This is a genomic window from Amycolatopsis coloradensis, from assembly GCF_001953865.1.
In the GTDB taxonomy this organism is placed as follows: domain Bacteria; phylum Actinomycetota; class Actinomycetes; order Mycobacteriales; family Pseudonocardiaceae; genus Amycolatopsis; species Amycolatopsis coloradensis.
Genome location: NZ_MQUQ01000002.1, coordinates 218,745 through 239,221 on the forward strand (window position 1 = coordinate 218,745; position 20,477 = coordinate 239,221).

The 20,477-nt window shown below is 69.2% G+C and carries 17 protein-coding genes; 7 read left to right on the plus strand and 10 right to left on the minus strand.

All coding sequences use genetic code 11. The features are described from left to right. Positions 1–4 precede the first annotated feature (4 nt). From BS329_RS02890 to iolD, 6 genes are read left to right on the plus strand one after another with little or no spacing between them, the layout of a single operon-like run. The gene (locus tag BS329_RS02890) at positions 5–991 is read left to right on the plus strand and encodes a substrate-binding domain-containing protein (protein WP_076155417.1); all 987 of its coding nucleotides are present in this window, start codon (positions 5–7) and stop codon (positions 989–991) included. Next, positions 988–2,019 (plus strand): ABC transporter permease, encoded by a 1,032-nt coding sequence (locus BS329_RS02895; RefSeq protein WP_076155418.1) that lies wholly within the window; start codon positions 988–990, stop codon positions 2,017–2,019. The genes BS329_RS02890 and BS329_RS02895 overlap by 4 nt, the downstream gene beginning before the upstream one ends. Then, on the plus strand, positions 2,016–2,801 hold the full coding sequence (locus BS329_RS02900; RefSeq protein ID WP_076155420.1) for an ATP-binding cassette domain-containing protein: 786 nt from the start codon (positions 2,016–2,018) through the stop codon (positions 2,799–2,801). Before BS329_RS02895 ends, BS329_RS02900 begins: the two co-directional genes overlap by 4 nt. Beyond that, positions 2,798–3,730, plus strand: a complete 933-nt coding sequence (iolC, locus tag BS329_RS02905; RefSeq protein WP_076155422.1) for a 5-dehydro-2-deoxygluconokinase — start codon at positions 2,798–2,800, stop codon at positions 3,728–3,730. The genes BS329_RS02900 and iolC overlap by 4 nt, the downstream gene beginning before the upstream one ends. Beyond that, positions 3,727–4,617, plus strand: a complete 891-nt coding sequence (gene iolB / locus BS329_RS02910; RefSeq protein ID WP_076155423.1) for a 5-deoxy-glucuronate isomerase — start codon at positions 3,727–3,729, stop codon at positions 4,615–4,617. The genes iolC and iolB overlap by 4 nt, the downstream gene beginning before the upstream one ends. Further along, on the plus strand, positions 4,614–6,455 hold the full coding sequence (gene iolD, locus BS329_RS02915) for a 3D-(3,5/4)-trihydroxycyclohexane-1,2-dione acylhydrolase (decyclizing) (RefSeq protein WP_143252818.1): 1,842 nt from the start codon (positions 4,614–4,616) through the stop codon (positions 6,453–6,455). The genes iolB and iolD overlap by 4 nt, the downstream gene beginning before the upstream one ends. 4 nt (positions 6,456–6,459) lie before the next feature. Here the strand turns inward: iolD and BS329_RS02920 are convergent, their stop codons facing one another. The 4 genes from BS329_RS02920 to BS329_RS02935 form a co-directional block, all read right to left on the minus strand. Then, the gene (locus tag BS329_RS02920; RefSeq protein WP_279628124.1) at positions 6,460–7,335 is read right to left on the minus strand and encodes an NAD(P)-dependent oxidoreductase; all 876 of its coding nucleotides are present in this window, start codon (positions 7,333–7,335) and stop codon (positions 6,460–6,462) included. Positions 7,336–7,414: 79 nt separating this feature from the next. After that, on the minus strand, positions 7,415–7,993 hold the full coding sequence (locus tag BS329_RS02925; RefSeq protein ID WP_076155651.1) for a TetR/AcrR family transcriptional regulator: 579 nt from the start codon (positions 7,991–7,993) through the stop codon (positions 7,415–7,417). Positions 7,994–8,037: 44 nt separating this feature from the next. Next, positions 8,038–8,784: a maleate cis-trans isomerase family protein gene (locus BS329_RS02930; protein ID WP_076155427.1), complete on the minus strand. Its 747-nt coding sequence runs from the start codon at positions 8,782–8,784 to the stop codon at positions 8,038–8,040. A 20-nt stretch (positions 8,785–8,804) separates the two neighbouring features. Beyond that, positions 8,805–12,596 (minus strand): amino acid adenylation domain-containing protein, encoded by a 3,792-nt coding sequence (locus tag BS329_RS02935; protein WP_076155428.1) that lies wholly within the window; start codon positions 12,594–12,596, stop codon positions 8,805–8,807. Between the two features lie 176 nt (positions 12,597–12,772). On the opposite strand from BS329_RS02935, the gene BS329_RS02940 reads away from it, so the two are divergent. Continuing rightward, the gene (locus BS329_RS02940; protein ID WP_076155430.1) at positions 12,773–13,639 is read left to right on the plus strand and encodes an alpha/beta fold hydrolase; all 867 of its coding nucleotides are present in this window, start codon (positions 12,773–12,775) and stop codon (positions 13,637–13,639) included. Here the strand turns inward: BS329_RS02940 and BS329_RS02945 are convergent. From BS329_RS02945 to BS329_RS02970, 6 genes are all read right to left on the minus strand, one after another. Next, positions 13,608–14,666, minus strand: coding sequence for an NAD(P)-binding domain-containing protein (locus BS329_RS02945; RefSeq protein WP_076155432.1), 1,059 nt, complete (start codon positions 14,664–14,666; stop codon positions 13,608–13,610). The two genes, BS329_RS02940 and BS329_RS02945, sit on opposite strands and share 32 nt — an antisense overlap. A 50-nt stretch (positions 14,667–14,716) precedes the next feature. Further along, on the minus strand, positions 14,717–15,349 hold the full coding sequence (locus BS329_RS02950) for an SRPBCC family protein (protein WP_076155434.1): 633 nt from the start codon (positions 15,347–15,349) through the stop codon (positions 14,717–14,719). 25 nt (positions 15,350–15,374) lie between these two features. Further along, positions 15,375–16,229 carry an FAD binding domain-containing protein gene (locus BS329_RS02955; protein ID WP_076155436.1) on the minus strand — a complete coding sequence of 285 codons (855 nt, stop codon included), beginning with the start codon at positions 16,227–16,229 and terminating at the stop codon, positions 15,375–15,377. Then, positions 16,226–18,664 (minus strand): xanthine dehydrogenase family protein molybdopterin-binding subunit, encoded by a 2,439-nt coding sequence (locus BS329_RS02960; protein WP_076155438.1) that lies wholly within the window; start codon positions 18,662–18,664, stop codon positions 16,226–16,228. Before BS329_RS02960 ends, BS329_RS02955 begins: the two co-directional genes overlap by 4 nt. Further along, complete coding sequence (locus BS329_RS02965; protein WP_076155439.1) at positions 18,664–19,194, minus strand: (2Fe-2S)-binding protein; 531 nt, start codon at positions 19,192–19,194, stop codon at positions 18,664–18,666. The genes BS329_RS02960 and BS329_RS02965 overlap by 1 nt, the downstream gene beginning before the upstream one ends. Positions 19,195–19,525: 331 nt before the next feature. After that, positions 19,526–20,452 carry a threonine ammonia-lyase gene (locus BS329_RS02970; protein WP_244197005.1) on the minus strand — a complete coding sequence of 309 codons (927 nt, stop codon included), beginning with the start codon at positions 20,450–20,452 and terminating at the stop codon, positions 19,526–19,528. Positions 20,453–20,477 lie beyond the last annotated feature (25 nt).

The following is a 20,477-nucleotide window of genomic DNA, read 5'->3' on the forward strand; positions in this document are numbered from 1 at the left end:
GACGATGTCCCATCGCTTTAAGGCGGCGTTGGTGGTCGCGGCGGGGCTGGTGCTCCTGTCCGCGTGCACCGGGCCGAAGGCCGAGGAGAAACCGGCCGAGGGCGCGGGCCCGGAGACGGCGCGGCCCAGCGGGCCGCTGCGGGTCGCGGTCATTTCGCACGGCACGGCGGGCGACGCGTTCTGGAACGTGGTCAAGAACGGCGCCGAGGAGGCGGGCAGGCAACTCGGCGTCCAGGTCGAGTACAACTCCGACGGGGATCCCGGCAACCAGGCCAAGCTGGTCGACAACGCGGTCGCCCAGCAGGTCGGCGGCCTGGTGGTGTCCATGGCGAACCCGGAGGCGCTCAAGACGTCGATCGAGAACGCGGTCCGCGCGGGGATCCCGGTCATCACCATCAACTCCGGCGAGGACAAGAGCGCGGGCTACGGCGCGCTCACCCACGTCGGGCAGAACGAGACCATCGCGGGCGAGGAAGCCGGGAAGAAGTTCAAGCAACTCGGCAAGAAGAAGCTGCTCTGCGTGGTGCACGAGGCGGGCAACGTCGGGCAGGCGCAGCGCTGCGACGGCGCCGGAACCGGGTTCTCGGGCGACGTGCGGACCCTGCAGGTCGACATCAGCAACCCCACCGACGCCGAATCCCGGATCAGGGGCGCGGTGCAGACCGACTCCTCCCTCGACGCCGTCCTGACCCTGAACTCGCAGGTCGCCGCGCGAGCGGTGAGCGCGATCAAGGCGGTGGGCTCGGCGGCGCAGGTCGGCACGTTCGACCTCAACACCGACGTGGTCGGCGCCATCAAGTCGGGTGACGTGGTCTTCGCGGTCGATCAGCAGCAGTACGAGCAGGGCTATCTCCCGGTCCAGTTCCTCAAGCTCTACCGGGACAACGCGAACGTCGTCGGCGGCGGGAAACCGGTGCTCACCGGACCCGACCTGGTCGACAAATCCACTGTGGACACCATCGGCCCGTACGTGCGAAGGGGCACGCGATGACAACCACCCTCGACGAACGGATCGCGAAACCGCGGCTGCTCGACCGGATGGTCGCCCGGCCCGAGATCGGCTCGCTCCTGGGCGCCGTCGCCGTCTTCCTCTTCTTCACCGTCGTCACCGACCAGTTCTTCAGCGGCAGCGGCGTGGCGACCTGGCTGGACGACGCCTCGACGCTCGGCATCATGGCGGTCGCCGTGTCCCTGCTGATGATCGGCGGCGAGTTCGACCTCTCGGCCGGGGTGATGACGGCGTCCACCGCGCTCGTCACCGCGACTCTGGCGACGCGGGCGGGCTGGAACGTCTGGCTCGCGCTGCTCGCGTCGCTGGTGTTCGCCCTCGCGGTCGGCGCGTTCAACGGCTGGCTGGTGCTACGCACCGGATTGCCCAGCTTCATCGTCACGCTCGGCACGTTTCTGGCACTGCAAGGGCTCAACCTCGGCGTCACGCGGCTGGTCACCGGCACCGTCCAGGTCTCGGGGATGCGCTCGACCGACGGCTACGAGTCCGCCGGCTTCGTGTTCGCGTCCACAGTGGACATCGGCGGGACGGCGTTCCGGATCTCCATCGTCTGGTGGATCGGGTTCGCCGTGCTGGCGGCCTGGCTGCTGGTGCGGACCCGGCTCGGCAACTGGATCTTCGCCGTCGGAGGCAGCGCGCTCAGCTCGCGCGCGGTCGGCGTCCCGGTGGCACGCACCAAGATCATGCTGTTCATGACCACGGCGCTCGCCGCGTGGCTGGTCGGCTCGATCAACATCCTGCGGTTCGCGAGCGTCCAGGCGAACCAAGGCATCGGGCTGGAGTTCCAGTACATCATCGCGGCGGTGATCGGCGGCTGCCTGCTCACCGGCGGCTTCGGTTCGGCGATCGGTGCCGCGATCGGGGCGCTGATCTTCGGCATGGCGCGGCAGGGCATCGTGTTCGCCCGCTGGGACAGCGACTGGTTCATGCTGTTCCTCGGCGTGATGCTGCTGTCCGCGGTCCTGGTCAACAACGCCTTCCGGCGGCGCGCGGAAAGGGTGCGGCGATGAGCCATCTCCTGGAAGTCAAGGACGTCGGCAAGACCTACGGCAGCGTGATCGCGTTGCGCGACGTGTCCACCGTGGTGAACGCGGGTGAGGTGACCTGCGTGCTCGGCGACAACGGGGCCGGAAAGTCCACCTTGATCAAGATCCTGGCCGGAGTCCACCAGCACGACCGAGGCGAGTTCCTGATCGAGGGTGAGCCGGTCAGGTTCGCCTCGCCGCGGGAAGCGCTCGATCGCGGCATCGCGACGGTGTACCAGGACCTGGCGGTCGTGCCGCTGATGAGTGTGTGGCGGAACTTCTTCCTTGGCTCCGAACCGACGGTCGGCTTCGGTCCCTTTCGGGCGCTGGACCGCAAGAAAGGGCGTGAGACGACCAAGAAGGCGTTGTCCGACATGGGCATCGACCTGCGTGACGTCGAGCAGCCTGTCGGCACGCTGTCCGGTGGCGAACGGCAGTGCGTCGCCATCGCACGGGCGGTGCACTTCGGTGCGAAGGTGCTGATCCTCGACGAGCCGACAGCCGCGTTGGGCGTGAAACAGGCCGGTGTCGTACTCAAGTACGTCGCGCAGGCCCGTGATCGCGGGCTCGGCGTCGTGCTGATCACGCACAACCCGCACCACGCGTATCCGGTGGCCGACAGGTTCCTCCTGCTCAAGCGGGGCGCGCCGCTCGGCACCTACGAGAAGGCCGGGATCGAGCTGGCCGAACTAGCCCGGCAAATGGCGGGCGGTGCGGAACTGGAAGCCCTCGAACACGAGTTGCGACAGGTGGAGTCCCCTTCATGACCGCTCTCGAAGCACTGACCGTCGGCCGGGTCGGGGTGGACCTCTACCCCGAACAGAGCGGCGTGCCGCTGGCCGGGGTCAGCACCTTCGCCAAGTCGCTCGGCGGCACCGCGACCAACGTCGCGGTCGCCGCCGCGCGGCTCGGCCGCTCGACCTCCGTGCTGACAAAGGTCGGCCCGGACGGCTTCGGTGACTACGTGCGGCAGGCGTTGCGGGAGTTCGGCGTCGCCCCCGACCACGTCGGGACCTCGGCGGAATTCCAGACGCCTGTGGTGTTCTGCGCGCTGGACCCGCCCGCGGATCCGCCGTTGCTGTTCTACCGGTCCCCCATCGCCCCGGATCTGACCCTCGGCGAAGCCGACGTGCCCTGGGACGTCGTGGAAACGGTCCCGCTGCTGTGGGTCACCGGAACCGGCGTGTCCGTCGAACCGGCGCGCGGCACCCAGCGCAAGATGCTGGAGCGGCGCGGACGGCGGTCGCATACCGTGCTGGACCTCGACTTCCGGCCGATGTTCTGGCCCGGCACCGACACCGCGCGCGAAGAGATCGGCTGGATGCTCGACCACGTCACGGTCGCCGTCGGCAACCGCACCGAGGCGGAGGTCGCCGTCGGCACCGCGGATCCCGACGAGGCCGCGTCCAGGATGCTGGCCAGAGGCGTCGAACTCGCGGTGATCAAGAAGGGCGCCGATGGCGTCCTGGTGGCCACCGCCGAGGGACGCTGGACCGTGCCGCCGCTGCGGGTCGAGGTCGTCTGCGGGCTCGGCGCCGGGGACGGTTTCGGCGGCGCCCTGATCCACGGCCTGCTCTCCGGCTGGGATCCGGTGCGCATCGCCACCTACGCCAACGCGGCGGGCGCGCTCGTCGCGTCCCGGCTGGCCTGCGCCGACGCCATGCCCACCGCCGACGAGATCGAGGAGTTGCTGTGAGCAAGCTGCATCGTCCACTCGGGACGCTTTCGGACGAGCGCGATCCGATCCGGCTCACCCCGGACTCGGCGGGCTGGACCTACAGCGGCCTGCGGGTGCTTTCCCTGTCCGCCGGTGAGACCAGGATCGTGCGCACCGGGGAGTACGAGGCGTTCGTCCTCCCCTTGTCCGGCGCGTGCACGGTCCGGGTCGACGGTCAGGTCTTCGAGCTGGCGGGACGGGACTCCGTGTTCACCCGCGTCACGGACTTCGCCTACGTGCCGCGCGACGCCGAAGTCGACTTGTCGACAAAGGACGGAATCGAGGTCGCGCTGCCGATGGCGCGCTGCGCCCGCCGTCTCGAACCGCGCTACGGACCGGCGGAGGACGTACCGGTGGAGGTGCGCGGAGCGGGGCAGGCGACGAGGCAGGTCACCAACTTCGGGGTGCCAGGCGTCTGGGACCACGCGGACAAGCTGAACGCCTGCGAGCTGATCACCCCCGGCGGCAACTGGTCGTCGTACCCGCCGCACAAGCACGACGAGGCGTCCGAATGCGAGGTCGTCAACGAGGAGATCTACTACTTCCGCGTCGCCGGACGTGACGGCGTCACACCGTCACGCGAGGGATTCGGTCTACATAGGACATACACTTCGGACGGCGAGCTGGACGAGGACGTCGCGGTCCGGGACGGCGACGTCTTCCTGATCCCGCGCGGCTATCACGGTCCTTGTGTCGCCGCGCCGGGCTACCCGATGTACTACCTGAACGTACTGGCCGGGCCGGCCGACGAGCGGTCGATGGCCTTCTGCGACGACCCGGCGCACGGCTGGGTCCGCGAGACGTGGGACGGCCAGGGACTCGATCCGCGCTGCCCGGTCACCAGCCACGAAGGGCGAGTGTCATGAAGCTGACCACGGCACAGGCCCTGGTGCGCTGGCTGCTGGCGCAGCGGTCGGAAACCCTGGACGGGCGGGAAGTCCCGTTGTTCCCGGGGGTGTTCGCGATCTTCGGGCACGGCAACGTCCTGGGTCTGGGCACCGCGCTGGAGGAGTATCGCGACGAGCTTCCCTTGTGGCGCGGGCAGACCGAGCAGGGCATGGCGCTGGCGGCGGTCGGCTACGCGAAGGCGGCGCATCGGCGCCAGGCCGGGGTGGTGACGTCGTCGATCGGGCCTGGCGCGCTGAACATGGTCACCGCCGCCGGGGTCGCGCACGCCAACCGGCTGCCGGTGCTGCTGCTCCCCGGCGACACCTTCACCAGTCGCGCGCCGGATCCGGTGCTGCAACAGGTGGAGCACTTCGGCGACCCGACGGCCACGGTCAACGACGCCTTCCGCGCGGTGAGCCGGTATTTCGACCGGATCACCCGGCCCGAGCAGCTGCTTTCGACCCTGCCGCAGGTCGCCAGGGTGCTGACCGATCCGGCGGACGCGGGCCCGGTGACGCTCGCGCTGCCGCAGGACGTCCAGGTGGAGACCTACGACTTCCCGGACGCGCTGTTCGCGCCGGTGACCCATCGGCTGCTGCGCCCGCGCCCCGATCGCCGGGCCCTCACCGAGGCGGCGGGAGCACTGCGAGCGGCGAAGAAACCGTTGCTGATCCTCGGCGGCGGTGTCCGGTACTCCGGTGCCGGTGAGCGCGCGCTGGCGTTCGCCGAACGTCACGGCGTCCCGGTTACCGAAACCACGGCCGGGCGCACCTTGGTCCCGCACGGTCATCCACTGCACGCGGGCCCGCTGGGCGTCACCGGCTCGACCTCCGCGAACGTCCTGGCCGCCGAGGCCGACGTCGTGCTGGCCGTGGGCACCCGATTGCAGGACTTCACCACGGCGTCCTGGACGGTGTTCTCCCCCGGTGTCCGGCTGATCACCCTCAACGCCGCCCGGTTCGACGCGGTCAAGCACGGCGCGCTGGCCGTCGTGGGCGACGCCGACGCCGGTCTCACCGATCTGGCGGCGCAGCTGGAAAGCTGGCGCGTCGATCCTTTGTGGACGGAGCGCGCGACGGCGGAACGTCGCCGGTGGGACGCGCATATCGACTCACTGCGCGCCGTTTCCGGCGAGGTGCCGACGTATGCCCAGGTCGTCGGCGTGGTCAACGACCTTTCCGAGCCGCGGGACTACGTGATGACCGCGTCCGGCGGGATGCCCGGCGAGCTGATCGGCGGCTGGCGCGGATCGGGGCCGGTCGGCATGGACGTCGAGTACGGATTCTCGTGCATGGGGTACGAACTCGCGGGCGCGTGGGGTGCGGCGATGGCCCACACCGACGGCCTCGTCACCACGATGCTCGGTGACGGCTCGTACCTGATGCTGAACTCGGAGCTGTTCTCGGCCGCCTTCGCCGGGCATTCCTTCGTGGCGGTGGTCTGCGACAACGACGGCTACGCGGTCATCGCCCGCCTACAGGAGGGGCAGGGCGGCAAACCGTTCAACAACTTCCTCGCCGACTGCCGGAGCGCGCACGCGTCACCGCCTCGGGTCGACTTCGCCCGGCACGCGGAATCGCTGGGATGCGCCGTGTTCACGGCGTCCACTGTGGACGACGTACGCGCGGCTTACGCGAAGGCGCGGGAAGCCTCGGTGGCCGGACGACGACCGGCGGTGGTCGTCGTCCGGACCCTGCCGAACTCGTGGACCGAGGCCGGCGCGTGGTGGGAGGTCGGCGTCCCCGAGCATCTGTCTGGGCGTGAGGGTTTCGAGGACGGGAAAGCGAAGCAGGTGCGCTATGTCAACCGTAACTAGAGGACTATTTGCGGTCGAAGCTGGCGAAGTAGCCGGCCGCCATGTCCTCGTCGCCGTGCCCGGCCTCGGACGCGCGGGCGAACCGGGCCCGCCCGGCCTCGACGGCGTCCATCCGGACACCCGCGCGAGCCGCGGCTTCGAGCACCAGCCGGGCGTCCTTCTCAGCGTTGTCGACCGAGAAGGCGGTGGTGTAGTCGTTCTTGAGGATCGCGGCGGACTTGCCCTGGAAGTAGCCGCTGTCCATCGGGCCGCCGGTGACGACGTCGACGAAGTGCCGCGGATCGACACCGAGCCCTTCCGCCAGCGCCAGTGCCTCGCCGACGCCATGGGTCAGCGCGATCACCCAGGTGTTCAGCACCAGTTTGAGCCTGCTCGCCGCGCCGGAACGGCCGTCTTCGCCGACCCACAGCGTGCGCTTGCCGATCGCGTCGAACAACGGCTGGACGGTCTCGCGAGCCTCGGCCGCGCCCGCCGCCAGCACGATCAGCCGGCCCTGTTCGGCGGGCTGGCGGGTGCCCTGCACCGGGGCATCCACGAAGACCAGGCCTTGCTCGTCGGCGTACGCGACCAGGTCCTCGACAGCGTCGCCGACAGTGCTGAGCTGCACCCAGATCGTGCCCGCGGCCGGGGCGGCCGCGCGGATCGCCTCCAGCACCGCCGGACCGTCCGTGAGGACCGTGACCACGACCGGCACGCCCTCGACCGCTTCCGCGGCGCTCGCCACCGCCTGGACACCGTCCCCGGCCAGAGCTTCTGCCTTGGCGGCGGTGCGATTCCAGGCACGGACGGCGAATCCGGCCTTGCTCAGGTTGCGGGCCACCGGGGCGCCGATGATTCCGGTGCCGAGCACCGCGACGGTTTCCGTCATGACTTGCTTCACTCCTGTGGAATGCTCGTTAAAGAACACGGGCAAAAGAAACCCGTGGCGGGGCGGGGGAGCGGTTACGAAACCTGGAACATCAGAACGCCTGGATGGTGGTTTCGACAACCTGGGCGAGCGCCTGCCGGTCCGCGGTCTTGCCCAGCACGCGCAGGCCGTACATCGCGGCGAGGGTGAACTGCGCCAGCGCCCGCGGATCCCGGTCGGCGCCGATCTCGCCTTCCTGCCGCGCGGCGGCGAACTCGACGTGGAACGCGTTCTCCACGCGTTCGAAGTTGTGGCGGACCCGGGCGGTGACCTCGTCGTCGAGCCCGCCGAGTTCGAGGGCGGCGTTGACGGCGAGGCAGCCGCGATGCTCGGACGCCTCCGCCAGCTCGTCCTCGACGACGTCCATCAGCACCCGCCGGATCCGCCCCCGGATGGTGCCCGGAGCGGCCAGCATCTCCTCCACTCGCGTGGCGGAGGTTTCCTCGTAGCGCCGCAGCGCCTCCTGGAACAGGTGCTGCTTGCTCGAAAACGCGTGGTACAGGCTCCCCCGGCCCAGACCGGTGCCGTCGACGAGGTCCTGGGCGGAGGTGGCCGCGTAGCCCTTGCGCCAGAACGTGCTGACGGCGGCGTCGAGCACCTCGGTGGGATCGAATCCCTTGGGACGGGGCATGACGGCCAGCATGCCACGTTCTGTAACGAGCAGTCAAATACTGGTCAGTACGCGGCCAGGAGGGAGCCGAAGCCGCCCACACGGTCGGCGATGCGGTTCTGGCGCAGGGCGTGCCAGTACAGGACGGCGTTGTTCGAGAGGACCGGCTTGCCCAGCCAGAACTCGGCGGCCGCGGCGAGGCGCGCCATCGCGACGTTGGTGCCGACCTGGACGATGGCTTCGACGTCGGCGCTGTCGATCTCCTTGACCGCGTCCCGGAGTTCGGTCTCGGAGACATGGGAGATCTTGGCCGGGCTCGGCACACCGAGGCCACAGATGCTCAGCAGGTCGTACCCGCTGTCTTCGAAGAAACGGCTCACCGATTCGTCACCGACCGGCAGGTACGGTGTGATGACCGCGATCCGGCGGACTTCGTACGCCGACAGCGCGGCACCGATCGCGTCCGGGCTCATCGTCACCGGCCGCCCGCCCGCGGCCGCCCGCATCGCATGGAGCACGCGGCCGTGCGCTTCCGTTCCCTCCCAATGGCTTTCCGGCGAGACCCCGACGATCACGCAACCGGGGTCACAGCAGGCAACACTCTCGATCGCCGGGAGGGTCGACGTCCGGATGCCGCGCATGACGTGGCCGAAACCGGGTTCGTCGACCATCGGGTCGTCGCCGATGACCATCCGCCCGGTGTGGTTGGTGACGCCGTGGGGGCGCATCGCGTCCAGTTCCGGCTGGGCCGAGGTGTTGGTGGACGGGACGACGACACCGATCTTGAGGCGGGGACCGAGAGAGTCTGTCACCAGGGATTCTCCTTCGCTGGTCAGCCCTCGAGCCTGGCGCGGATCGCCGAAACCAGTTCGGCGACGCCGCTTTCCTTGAGGACGCTGTAATGATCGCCTTCGAGCGTGACCACCACCGGTGGCGTGGCCGAATAACCGGAGCTGTTTTCGACGAACGAGTAGTCGTCGCCGTCGGCCTTGAAGAGGGTCACCGGAGCCGCGATCCGCCGTCGCGCGAGTTCCCGGAAACTGTAGTCGAACTCGTAGGTCTCCTCCACGATCCGGACGATCCGCCGGATCAGCTGCTCGCCGAGAGTGGGCAGCAGATCCGCCACGAAGGCCACGAAACCGTCTTCGTCGCGGACGGTTTCCCGGCAGGCCAGCGGTTCCGGCCCGGAGATCGAGCCGAGGAAGACCGACAGGAGGATCGTCAGGTACGCCGGGTTCGTGTAGCTCGCCACCCGCTCTCCGCCGCCCCCGACCTCGGGATTGCCCGGGCAGATCAACAGGAGGTCGTCCACCCGCTGTCCTTGCTGTTCCAGCTGCCACGCCGATTCGAAGGCGACCCGCGCGCCGAACGAGTAACCCCAGAGCGTGTACGGGCCCTCCGGCTTGATTCGCCGGATCTCGGCGACGTCGGCCTTCGCCATTTCCTCGACGGTGGCATAAGGCGTCTCATCCGCGTTGACGCCATGGGCCTGCACACCGTAGAACGACCGCCCGAGACCGTTTTTCGCGGCCAGCGGCCGCAGGTTCATCGGATAGCCGCCGAGGCCCGGCCAGCAGAACACCGGGCGGCCATCGCCTGCCGCCAAGGGGACCAGCCGCGACGACGGCCCGCCGGAGTCCTCCCCGATACGGGCGGCCAGCTCGGCCAGCTTCGGGCATTCGAACACGACCTGCAAGGGCAACCGGGTGCCGTACTCGCGGTTGATCCGGTTCACCAGGGCGACCGCGGTCAGCGAGTTGCCTCCGGCGGCGAAGAAGTCGTCCCGCACCGAGACATCGTCGTACTTCAGCGCCTTGCCCCACACCTCGGCAAGCCACCGCTCGTGCCTCGTCGACGGTGCGACGTAGGGCGTGTCACCGTTGGCCGTCCGGACGGCGTCGGTCGCCGCCAGCGCCTGCGCGTCGACCTTTCCGTTGGCGGTCAACGGCAGTTCGTCCAGCACCAGCACCCGGTTGGGGATCATGTAGTCGGGCAGGGTGTTCGCGAGTTCGTCGCGGATGATCTCCGCGGGACCCTTCATGTGCACGGCGTCTTCGCGCATCCCCTCGCTGCGCACCTGCTCCGGACTCACCTTGCCGCCGACGAAGAAGTAGGACGGCCCGGGGGCGATCCCCTGCCCGGCGAGGATGTCACCGATCCGCCGGGCGGCAGGCAACGGATTACCACTTCTGGAGCTATAGCCCGACGACATGAACCCTAGTCCCAAGCCGTTGCGCTGCAGGTGATGCAGCTTCACGCCGAGACCGACGTATTCGAGCCACTCGTCGGCCGTCCGGCTGACGGCGGTGATGCCGAAGGCCGCGCGCTCGTACACCTTCTGGTTGATCGCGATGACGTGCTTGGACTCGATCAGAGCGTCGGAAAGCCGCTCGAACTCCCCGTTCCGCCATCGGTAGGTACCGGCGGGCAGGCCCTCGACCCGGCCAGGATGGGTTTGCACGAACAGTTCGGTGTCGTCCCGCCTCGGCGTGCCGTCGTTGGCGTGCAGGGAAAACGTGCCGAGATGGTGATCGCCGGCGGCGGCACGGAAGCGGTCGGCCGGCCGGGGATCGAACGCCGACGGGCTGATCGTGAGGCCGTACTCGGGCAGGATCTCCTCGAACACCCCGATCATGTGCCCGGCCTCGAATTCGAGGACCTCGCGGATGTTGTTCTTGTACACCGGTTCGATGGCCCCGGTGCGGCCGATGAAATGCACCGAATGCCCGTCGCCCATGCTCTCGGCGACCTTGACCAGCGCGTGGTCGATCGGGTGGTAGTAATGGATTCCGGCACCGAGGCCGTCGAGACCGCTGGTCTCCAGGTACAACTGCGTCGCGTACAGCGCGCCCGGTGAGGCGTAGGAGTACTTCGGCAGCAACCGCTCGTCGCTGGAGAAGCAGCCGAACCAGCGCAGCAGCTCACCCAGTTCGGCGAACGAAAGCTCGCCGGGTTCGCGGGAGTACGCACTGACCGGGCCCGGTGTCAGGAGCGCGGCGAGGTCTTCGCGGGTGACCGCGCCGCCTTCGTAGTAGCGGTAGGTCTTGCGGGCGAAGACTTCCCGCCGCTGGTAGGCGGTCTCCTCCTTGCCAGGCAACGCGACGGCCGGACGACCCGCGACGGCACGGATGCCGGGATTCGACAGCTGCGCCTTGACCTGCACCTTGCCGGCCTTGGACTGGTGGTGCCCGCCGTGGTTGCCCTGGTCCATCACCGCGGCTTCGCGCGGATTCAGCTCCACGCAGGCGACGAGCGCTTTCGACCCGGTCCGCGCGTCGTCGGTCACCACCGCCGCGGCCCGGCGAACCCACGGGTGCTCCTCGATCGCCACCGTGATCTCGTCCAGTTCGACGCGGTAGCCGCGCAGTTTGACCTGGTTGTCCGCGCGCCCGACGAACTGGATGGTGCCGTCGGGATTCCAGTAGGCGAGATCGCCGGTGCGGTACAGCCGCTCGGTCGCGGCGATCGGATTCGGCACGAACCGCTCGCGGGTCTGCTCCGGCCGGTTCAGATAGCCACGGGCCAGCTGGACGCCGCCGATGTACAGCTCCCCCGTTTCCCCGATGTCGGCCGGGGCGAGGTCGGCGTCGAGCACGAAGCACTGGGTGTCGTCGACCGGCACGCCGATCGAGATCATCGCGGCGCTCTCGTCGATCCTGTCCGGGTCGACGACGTGGGCGGTCGCGTTGATCGTGCATTCGGTCGGCCCGTAGAGATTGACCAGCCGCGCCCATGGCAGTTCACGGACGAGTTCCTTGGCCAGCTGACGCGAAAGCGCCTCGCCGCCGGAGAACAACTTCCGCAGCGTGGTGCAGGTCGCGAGGCGTTCCGTGTCGAGCAGCGCCTGCAACAGCGTCGGGACACATTGCACGGTGGTGACGCCGTGCTTCACCACCGCGTCGATCAATGCTTCGGGATCCCGGAAACTCCCCGGCGTGCTCATCACCACCCGGGCACCCGCGGCGGGCGCCAAGATCTCCCACTGCGCGGCGTCGAAGCTCATCGGCGTCTTCTGCAGCACCGTGACATCCGGGTCCAGATGGCCGCAAGACCGCAACCAGCGCATCTGGGACACGACACCGCGATGCTCGATCATCACGCCCTTCGGCTTGCCGGTGCTGCCAGAGGTGTAGATGACGTAAGCCAGCGAGTCCGGTCGCGGCCCGGGCGGAACCTCGCCGGGCACGCCGTGGGCGTCGGCGACGGACACGATCCGCGTCCCGGCGGGCACCAGTCCCGCGAGCCGACCGGCGAGATGCGGCTGGGTGACGACGACGCCGGTGCGGCTGTCTTCGAGCATGTACCGCAGCCGCTCTTCCGGGTACTCCGGGGACAACGGCAGATAGGCGGCCCCGGCGGCGAGGATGCCCCACGCGCCGACCATCAGGTCCGCGGAAGGCTCGACGTAGAGGCCGACGGGGTCGTCCGCGCCGATTCCCAGGCCGGCGAGATGCGCGGCGAGTTCCCCGCTCGCTTCTTCGAGCAGGCGAAACGTCAGTTCCCGGTCACCGTCGACGACGGCGACCGCCTCCGGCCGTGTCCTCGACCAGTGTCCGAGCAGATCCGGAAGGCAGGTACCGGAACGGACGCGATCAAGCGAGGTGATGTCGTCGATCGATGACATGGTGATCCCCCAGTGCGAATTTCGTGTTTTCTGCTCCCCGGGTCAAAGGAGTGCCGCGGGCAGCCGGGGATACCGGCCGATTGACGAGAATCCGGAAAGCGCCCAGCCGACCATTCTTCGTCTCCCTTTCGGGCGGCGCTGCTCACCGGCGGCCGGAATCCGCCACAATCGGAAGCATGATTCCCACTTTCGTCTTCGTGCACGGTTCGGGAAGTGCGGCGCACAGCTGGTCGGCCGTCCAGCGGGAGATGGCGTCACACGGGCATCGGACGCTCGCACTCGATCTTCCCGGCCGGGGCGCTGGTCTCAGCCAGGCCTACTACGAACAGGACCTCGAAGCCTTCGCGGCGGAGCCGTCGGTGATGAGCGACCTGACCTTGGACGACTTCATCGGGACGGTCGTCGACGCCGTCGAGCGGGTGCGCCACCACGGCCCGGTCGTCCTGGTCGCGCACAGCTTCGGCGGCCTCCCGGTCACCGCCGCCGCCAACGCGATCCCCGAATTGATCGACCGGATCGTCTACGTCGCCGCTCAATGCCCGGTGAACCGCGCGCCCGGGGAATACGCGGCGCTGCCCGAATGGACGTCGGCCGAGTTCTTTCCCGCGATCGAACCGCTACTCCTCGGGAATCCGTTGGAGCAGGGTTTCATCCGGGTCAACTGGCGTGGCGCCGACCGCGGGCGACGCGCCGCGCTTCGGGACGCCGTCGCGGCCGAACTCACCGAGGACGAGTTCCTCCAAGTGATCGTCACGAGCCAGCCGGACGAGGTGTTCTGGCCGGCCGGCCCCGAGTGGGACGTCCGCGCCGACAAGGATTCCTGGGGCCGGATCCCGCGCACGTTCGTCAAACTGACCAAGGATCACTCGATGCCACTCGCGATCCAGGACCTCTACCTCGCCGAGGGTGACGCGCTCACCCCGGACAACCCGTTCGACGTCCGGGAACTCGAGAGCAGTCACGCCGGCTTCTTCCGGAAGCCCGTCGGGCTGGCCGGGATCCTCGACGACCTCAGCGTCCGAGCAGGCGCCGGATCTCGGTGACGGCCGTACGCCCCGCCCGGTTCGCGCCGACGGTGCTGGCGGAAGGACCGTAGCCGGCCAGGTGCAGACGCGGTTCGGCGAGGACGCGGGTGCCGTCCATCCGGATCCCGCCGCCCGGCCCGCGCAGGCGCAGCGGCGCGAGGTGGTCGATGGCGGCCCGGAAACCGGTGGCCCACAGGATGATGTCGGCGGGTTCGAAGGTGCCGCCGGTCCACACGACGCCGTCCGGGGTGATCCGCTCGAACATCGGGTGCCGGTCGAGGATCCCCGCGTCCAGCCCCGCCCGCACCTCGGGTGTCACCGCCAGATCGGTCACGCTGACGACGCTCTTCGGCGGCAGGCCCTCCCGGACCCGCCGGTCGACCTTGGCGACGGCTTCGCGGCCCCAGTCCTCGCTGAACGGCTCGTCACGCCAGACCGGCGGGCGCCGGGTCACCCACCGCGTCGAGCGCGCGAACGGCGCGATCTCCAGCAGCAGCTGGACGGCCGACGCGCCACCGCCGACCACGACGACGCGCTTGCCGCGGAACTCGCCGGCACCGGTGTAGTCGGCGGTGTGCACCTGGCGGCCGCGGAAGGTCTCCTGCCCCGGGTAGTACGGCCAGAACGGCCGGTCCCAGGTGCCGGTCGCGCTGATCACCGCGCGGGCGGCCCAGGTTTCCGTCGCGCTGGTGACGACCAGCCGGTCTTCCTCGCCGCTCACCGACAGGACGTCGACAGGGCGATGGACCGGGAGGTCGTAGGTGCGCTCGTAGCGGCCGAAGTACTCGGAAACGGCCTCGGCCGCGGGCTGGTGCGGATCCGGGGTGCCGAACGACATCCCGGGGAGGTCGTAGACGCCGTGGACCTTCTCCATCACCAGCGAAGGCCAGCGGTACTGCCACGCGCCTCCTGGCCGTTTGCCGTGGTCGAGCACGACGAAACCCACCTCGTTGGCGAAACCCGCGCGGCGCAGGTGATACGCCGCCGACAGACCGGCCTGGCCCGCCCCGATCACCGCCACGTCGACTTCGTGATCCGCCTTCATACCGGGTTCAACGGCGGAGGACGCGGGCTATTTCGCGTGGTGGGTCACACTCAGCGCCTCAAGGCCCGCACGATCGCGACGACCACGAGCACTCCGGCCAAGGCGACCAGCACCGGCGCCACCCGATTGGCCACCGATTCGCCCGCGTACTCCATCAGGTCGATGGCTTCACCTTCCGCCACCGGCTTCACCGCTTTCAACGGCGGACGCTCCGGCGGTTCGGGCTTCGCGGGTTCGGCCTTGGTGGCGAGCTTGCCGGACAGGCAGTCCGCGAACGCGTCGAGGAGCTTGCCGCCGACCTCGGAGATCATCCCGCGCCCGAACTGCGCCGGTTTGCCGGTGACCGCCAGTTCCGTGGCGACGGCGCCGTGGGTGACGCCGTCCTTCTCGGTCAGGGTGAGCGTCACCGTCGCCGACGCCGTGCCCGCGCCGCGCGCGTCCTTGCCGGCCGCCTTGATCACCACTTTCCCGGCGTCCTCGTCCTTTTCGACGAAATGACCGGCTCCCTTGTAGAGCAGGGAGATCGGCCCGAGCTTGACCTTCACCGTGCCTTCGAAGGCGTCCCCGTCGACCTGGGTGACGGTGGCGCCGGGCAGGCACGGCGCCACCCGTTCCGGATCGACGACGGCCTTCCAGACCTCGTCGACCGGGGCGGGAACGGTGAATTCGTGGTCGAGCCGCACGGGCCGACCTCCCTTCCGATAGCTGTCAGGAGCCCGCGGCGGCGAGGACCGCCCGGCCGGTCAGCACCCTGGCGAGCTGCTGCCGGTACTCGACGTCGGAGTTGCCGTCCGCCGTCGGGTTCGTGCCTTCGGCCGCGTGTTCGGCCGCGCCGCGGATCGCCTCGGCGGTGGCCGCGCAGCCGACCAGCGCCGCCTCGACCCCGGCCGCCCGCACCGGCGTCGAACCCATGTTGGTGAGCGCGACCCGCGCCTCCTCGATGGTGCCCGCCTCGGTGCGGACGCAGGCCGCGACCGCGACCATCGACCACGCCTGCGCGACCCGGTTGAACTTCTCGTAGTGGGCACGCCAGCCGGTGTGTTTCGGCACGCGGACCTCGACCAGGATCTCGTCCGCGGCGAGCGCGGTGGTGAACATGTCCTGGAAGAAGTCCGCCGCGGCGACCGTCCGCCGCCCGCCCGGTCCGGCGACGACGAGTTCGCAGCCGAGCGCGAGCACCGGCGCCGGCAGGTCGCCGGCCGGGTCGGCGTGCGCGATGGCGCCGCCGAACGTGCCGCGATGCCGGATCTGCGGATCGGCGACCGTGTCGGTGGCGGCCTTGAGCAGCGCGGCGTGCGCGGCGACCAGCCCGTCCCGCTGGACGTCGTAGTGCGTGGTCATCGAGCCGATGACCAGCGCGTCGCCGTCCTCGCGGACACCGCGCAACTCGGAGACCTTCCCGAGGTCGATCAGCGTGGTCGGCGTGGCGAGCCGCATCCGCAGCACCGGCAACAGGCTTTGCCCGCCTGCCAGCACCTTGGCGTCCTCGCCCGCTTCGGCCAGCGCGCACACCGCTTCGTCCACTGTGGACGGAGCTACGTAGTCGAACGGGGCCGGGATCACTGGGCACCTCCGGTGGCGTCGATCGAACCGAGACCGTCACCGGCTTCGGAACCCAGCCCGCCCGCGGCGGCCGACCCGTGCTGGATGGCGTGCCAGACCCGCATCGGGGTCAACGGCATTTCGATGTCGTCCACCCCGAAGTGCCGGACCGCGTCGATCACGGCGTTGACCACCGCCGGGGTCGAAGCGATCGTGCCCGCCTCGCCGACTCCCTTGGCGCCCAGCGGGTTCGTCGTGGACGGTGTCTCGGTGCGGTCGGTGGTGAAGTGGGGCAGATCCGCCGCCGACGGCAGGAGGTAGTCGGCGAACGTCCCGGTGGTCAGCGTCCCGCCTTCGTCGTGGACGGCCTCTTCGAACAACGCCTGCGCGATGCCCTGCGCCAGTCCGCCGTGCACCTGGCCTTCCACGATCAGCGGGTTGACCGCCACGCCGACGTCGTCGACGCAGACGTAGGAGCGCAGCTTCACACGCCCTGTCTCGGTGTCGACCTCCGCCGCGCACAGATGCGTGCCGTGCGGGAAGGAGAAGTTCTCCGGATCGAACGTGTCCGACGAATCCAGCGAGGGTTCGACGCCGTCGGGCAGGTCGTGCGCCGAGAACACGGCCCACGCGATGTCCTGAATGGACGTCGAGGAATCCGTGCCCTTGACGGAGAACTTGCCCGCCTCGAACTCGAGGTCGTCCTCGGCGCATTCCATCATATGCGCCGCGATCGGCTTGGCCTTGGCGAGCACCTTGTCCGCCGCCTTGACCACCGCGATCCCGCCGACCACCAGCGACCGGGAACCGTAGGTGTCCATGCCCTTGTGCGAGGACTGGGTGTCGCCGTGGATGACCTCGATGTCCTCGAACGGGACACCGAGTTTGTCGGCGACGATCTGGCTCCACGCCGTCTCGTGGCCCTGGCCGTGCGCGGAGGCGCCGGTGATGACCTCGATCTTGCCGGTCGGCAGCACCCGGATGTCCGCGTGTTCCCAGCCGCCGGCGGCGTAATCCAGCGAGCCGAGCACCCTCGACGGCGCGAGGCCGCACATTTCGGTGAAGGTCGAGATGCCGATACCGAGCTGGACGGAGTCGCCGGATTCCCGACGCTCCTTCTGTTCCCGGCGGAGACCGTCGTAGTCGAACAGTTCCTTGGCCTTGGCGGTGGCGGCCTCGTAATTGCCCGAGTCGTAGGTCAGCCCGGCCACCGTGGTGAACGGGAACTCCTCGTGGGAGATCCAGTTCTTCTCGCGCAGCTCCATCGGGTCCATGCCCAGTTCGACGGCGAGTTCGTCCATGATCCGCTCGATGCCGAAGGTGGCCTCCGGCCGCCCGGCGCCGCGGTAGGCGTCGGTGAGCGTGGTGTTGGTGAACACGTTGGTGCAGGCGAAGTGGTACGCCGGGAACTTGTAGATGGCGTTGAACATGAACGCGCCGAGGATCGGCACGCCGGGGCCGACGAGGCCGAGGTACGCGCCCATGTCGGCGAGCAGTTCGACCTTGAGGCCGGTCACCGTGCCGTCGCGGTTCGCGGTGATGGTGAGATCCTGGATCTGGTCGCGGCCGTGGTGCGCGGCGACCATCGACTCCGACCGGGACTCGGTCCACTTGACCGGTTTGCCGAGCCGCCGCGCGATCAGCGTCGACATCATCTCTTCGGGCAGCACGGCGATCTTGCCGCCGAACCCGCCGCCGACGTCCGGCGCGATCACCCGCACCTTGTGCTCGGGGAGACCGAGTGTGGCCGCCGTCATCGTCTTGAGGATGTGCGGGACCTGGGTGGCCGACCACATGACCAGCTGGCTGCCGGTCGGGTCGACGACGCACGCCCGCGGCTCCATGAAGGCGGGCACGAGCCGCTGCTGACGGAAACGCCGCTTGAGGACGACTTCCGAGTTCGCGATCGCGTCCTCGACGTCGGAACCCGTTCCCGCGCCTGCGGAATCGAAGACCCATACGGCGTTCTGGTTGGTGCCGAGATCTTCGTGCACCAGCGGCGCGCCCTCGGCGAGGGCGTTCTCGAGCCCGAGAACGACCGGCAGTTCGTCGTACTCGACGTCGATCGCTTCGAGCGCGTCATGCGCTTCGGCCGACGTGCGGGCAACGACCACCGCGACGCCTTCACCGGCGAAGTTCACCGTGTCCGAAGCGAGAATGGGCCGCCTCGGCGATTTCATGTCCGGCGTGATCGGCCACGCGCACGGCATCCCGATGGCGCTTTCGGGATCGAGATCCCTCCCCGTGTAGACGGCGACGACACCCGGCGCGGACTTCGCCTCGGTGACGTCGATCGAGACGATCTTGGCGTGCGCGAACGGGCTGCGCAGCACCGCGAGATGCAGCATGCCCGGCAGCGTCAGATTGTCGGTCCAGCGCGTGCGGCCGGTGATGAGCCGCTCGTCCTCCTTGCGGCGACGGGACTTGCCGACCTCCGGTTCGATCGTGGAGGTCATCATTCACCACCCGAGCCGACACGGGAAGCGGTGTCCGAGGCGAGCCGCTCCGCTTCGGGCCCGGCACCGGGCCGCATCCGATGGGCGGCGTCGCGCACCGCGCGGACGATGTTCTGGTAACCCGTGCAGCGGCACAGGTTGCCTTCGAGTCCTTCTCGGACGGCCTTTTCGTCCGGATCGGGATTGTCGGCGAGCAGGTCGATCGACTGCATGATCATGCCGGGCGTGCAGAATCCGCATTGGAGCGCGTGATTCTCGTGGAACGCCTTCTGCACCGGGTGCAGTTCGCCGTCCCGGGCGAGTCCTTCGATCGTGGTGATTTCGCAGCCGTCGGCCTGGACCGCGAGAACCGAACAGGATTTCACGCTGTGCCCGTCGAGGTGGACGGTGCAGGCTCCGCAGTTGCTGGTGTCGCAACCGACCACGGTGCCTACCTTCCCGACCCGTTCGCGCAGATGGTGCACGAGCAGGGTGCGGGGTTCGACGTCGTCTGTGTAACTGGTGCCGTCGACGGTGACGGTGATGCGCATCAGGCCTCCAAAAGCAAGAGAAACCCCGCGCTGGTCCGGGGTCGTTCGGGAGCGGCCGGTCATTCGGTTGTCACGGACCGACCCCGGCGGACCGTGATCGGACTCACAGCCGAGCGTGCTACTTCTGCCTGGCCGGGACAACCCCCACCAGGGGGTCACTCCCGGCTGCGCCCGCAGATGCGTTTGGAGGCATGAAAAAAGGTCGCAGATGCGGAAGCATGGGTGAGTGTCTCCACGCGACTGCTTAGCGGCCCTGTCGCGAAAGCCACTTTCGGGACGTCTGATGTCCCGAAAGTGGCTTTCGCGACGCAAGGGCCGCTGAGAAGCGTCCTTATCCCTCACGGGGCCAGGGGGCGTTCGCCCCGGTGACCACGGTGGTGGCGAACTCGCCAGGCAGGTCGTGCACGGTCAGCGCGGCCAGGCCGGCGGCGCCCGCGGGTTCCGGGACGACGCCGAGGATCTCCTCACCCAGTCGCATGGCCGCGCGCAGATCGTCGTCGCTGACCAGCACGAAGTCGTCGACGAGCGACCGCATCCGCCGGATGGATTCCGGCTCCGGGGTCCGGATCGAGATCCCGCCGGCGAACCAGTTGGCCCGGTCGACGGTGATCGGTTCACCCGCCTGCCAACTCCGCGCCATCGCGGGTGCCGACTCGGTCCCGACGCCGACGATCCGGACGTCCGGCGAGTGCGCCTTGAGCCAGAGCGCGACCCCGGCGATCAGCGCGCCGTCGCCGACCGGGAGCACCACCGTGTCGATCCCGGTCTCCCGCGCCAGTTCCAGGCCGATCGTGCCCGCGCCTTCGGAGATCGCGGGCTCGCGGCCGTCGACCACGAAGACGCGATCCGGCGCTTCGGCGGCGAAGGCGGCAGCGGCGGCTTTCGCTTCGCCGTCGACCCGGCGCACGCGGGCGCCCAGCGCCTCCATCCGCCGGAGTTTGACCGGGGAGATGTCGGCGGGGACGAACACCTCGGCCCGCAGGCCGCGTTTCCTGGCCGCGAAGGCGACGGCCTGCCCGAAGTTGCCGCTCGTGCCACACACCATCGTGGTGCCCGGCTCCAGCCCGGCGGCGAAGTAGTCCGCGCCGCGGCCTTTGAAGCTGCGCAACGGATTCAGGGTCTCGACTTTCACCAGCACCCGACGGCCGAGCCGTTCGTTCAGCTGTTCGTCGCTGTACTGCGGGGAATTCAGGAAAACGGGGTCGATCACCTTCGCCGCCTCGGCGACGTGGTCCAGCTGGAGGTCGATATCGGTCATGACGCCCAAGCTAGGCCGGAAGTCG

What these genes read in the sequence shown, in the direction of transcription:
- BS329_RS02890 (WP_076155417.1), top strand. Translation starts at nt 5, where the DNA reads ATGTCCCATCGCTTTAAGGCGGCGTTGGTGGTCGCGGCGGGGCTGGTG.
- BS329_RS02940 (WP_076155430.1), top strand. Translation starts at nt 12,773, where the DNA reads ATGATTCCCACTTTCGTCTTCGTGCACGGTTCGGGAAGTGCGGCGCAC.
- BS329_RS02945 (WP_076155432.1), bottom strand. Translation starts at nt 14,666, where the DNA reads ATGAAGGCGGATCACGAAGTCGACGTGGCGGTGATCGGGGCGGGCCAG.
- BS329_RS02895 (WP_076155418.1), top strand. Translation starts at nt 988, where the DNA reads ATGACAACCACCCTCGACGAACGGATCGCGAAACCGCGGCTGCTCGAC.
- BS329_RS02935 (WP_076155428.1), bottom strand. Translation starts at nt 12,596, where the DNA reads ATGTCATCGATCGACGACATCACCTCGCTTGATCGCGTCCGTTCCGGT.
- BS329_RS02965 (WP_076155439.1), bottom strand. Translation starts at nt 19,194, where the DNA reads ATGCGCATCACCGTCACCGTCGACGGCACCAGTTACACAGACGACGTC.
- BS329_RS02925 (WP_076155651.1), bottom strand. Translation starts at nt 7,993, where the DNA reads ATGCCCCGTCCCAAGGGATTCGATCCCACCGAGGTGCTCGACGCCGCC.
- iolC (WP_076155422.1), top strand. Translation starts at nt 2,798, where the DNA reads ATGACCGCTCTCGAAGCACTGACCGTCGGCCGGGTCGGGGTGGACCTC.
- BS329_RS02970 (WP_244197005.1), bottom strand. Translation starts at nt 20,452, where the DNA reads ATGACCGATATCGACCTCCAGCTGGACCACGTCGCCGAGGCGGCGAAG.
- iolD (WP_143252818.1), top strand. Translation starts at nt 4,614, where the DNA reads ATGAAGCTGACCACGGCACAGGCCCTGGTGCGCTGGCTGCTGGCGCAG.
- BS329_RS02960 (WP_076155438.1), bottom strand. Translation starts at nt 18,664, where the DNA reads ATGACCTCCACGATCGAACCGGAGGTCGGCAAGTCCCGTCGCCGCAAG.
- BS329_RS02900 (WP_076155420.1), top strand. Translation starts at nt 2,016, where the DNA reads ATGAGCCATCTCCTGGAAGTCAAGGACGTCGGCAAGACCTACGGCAGC.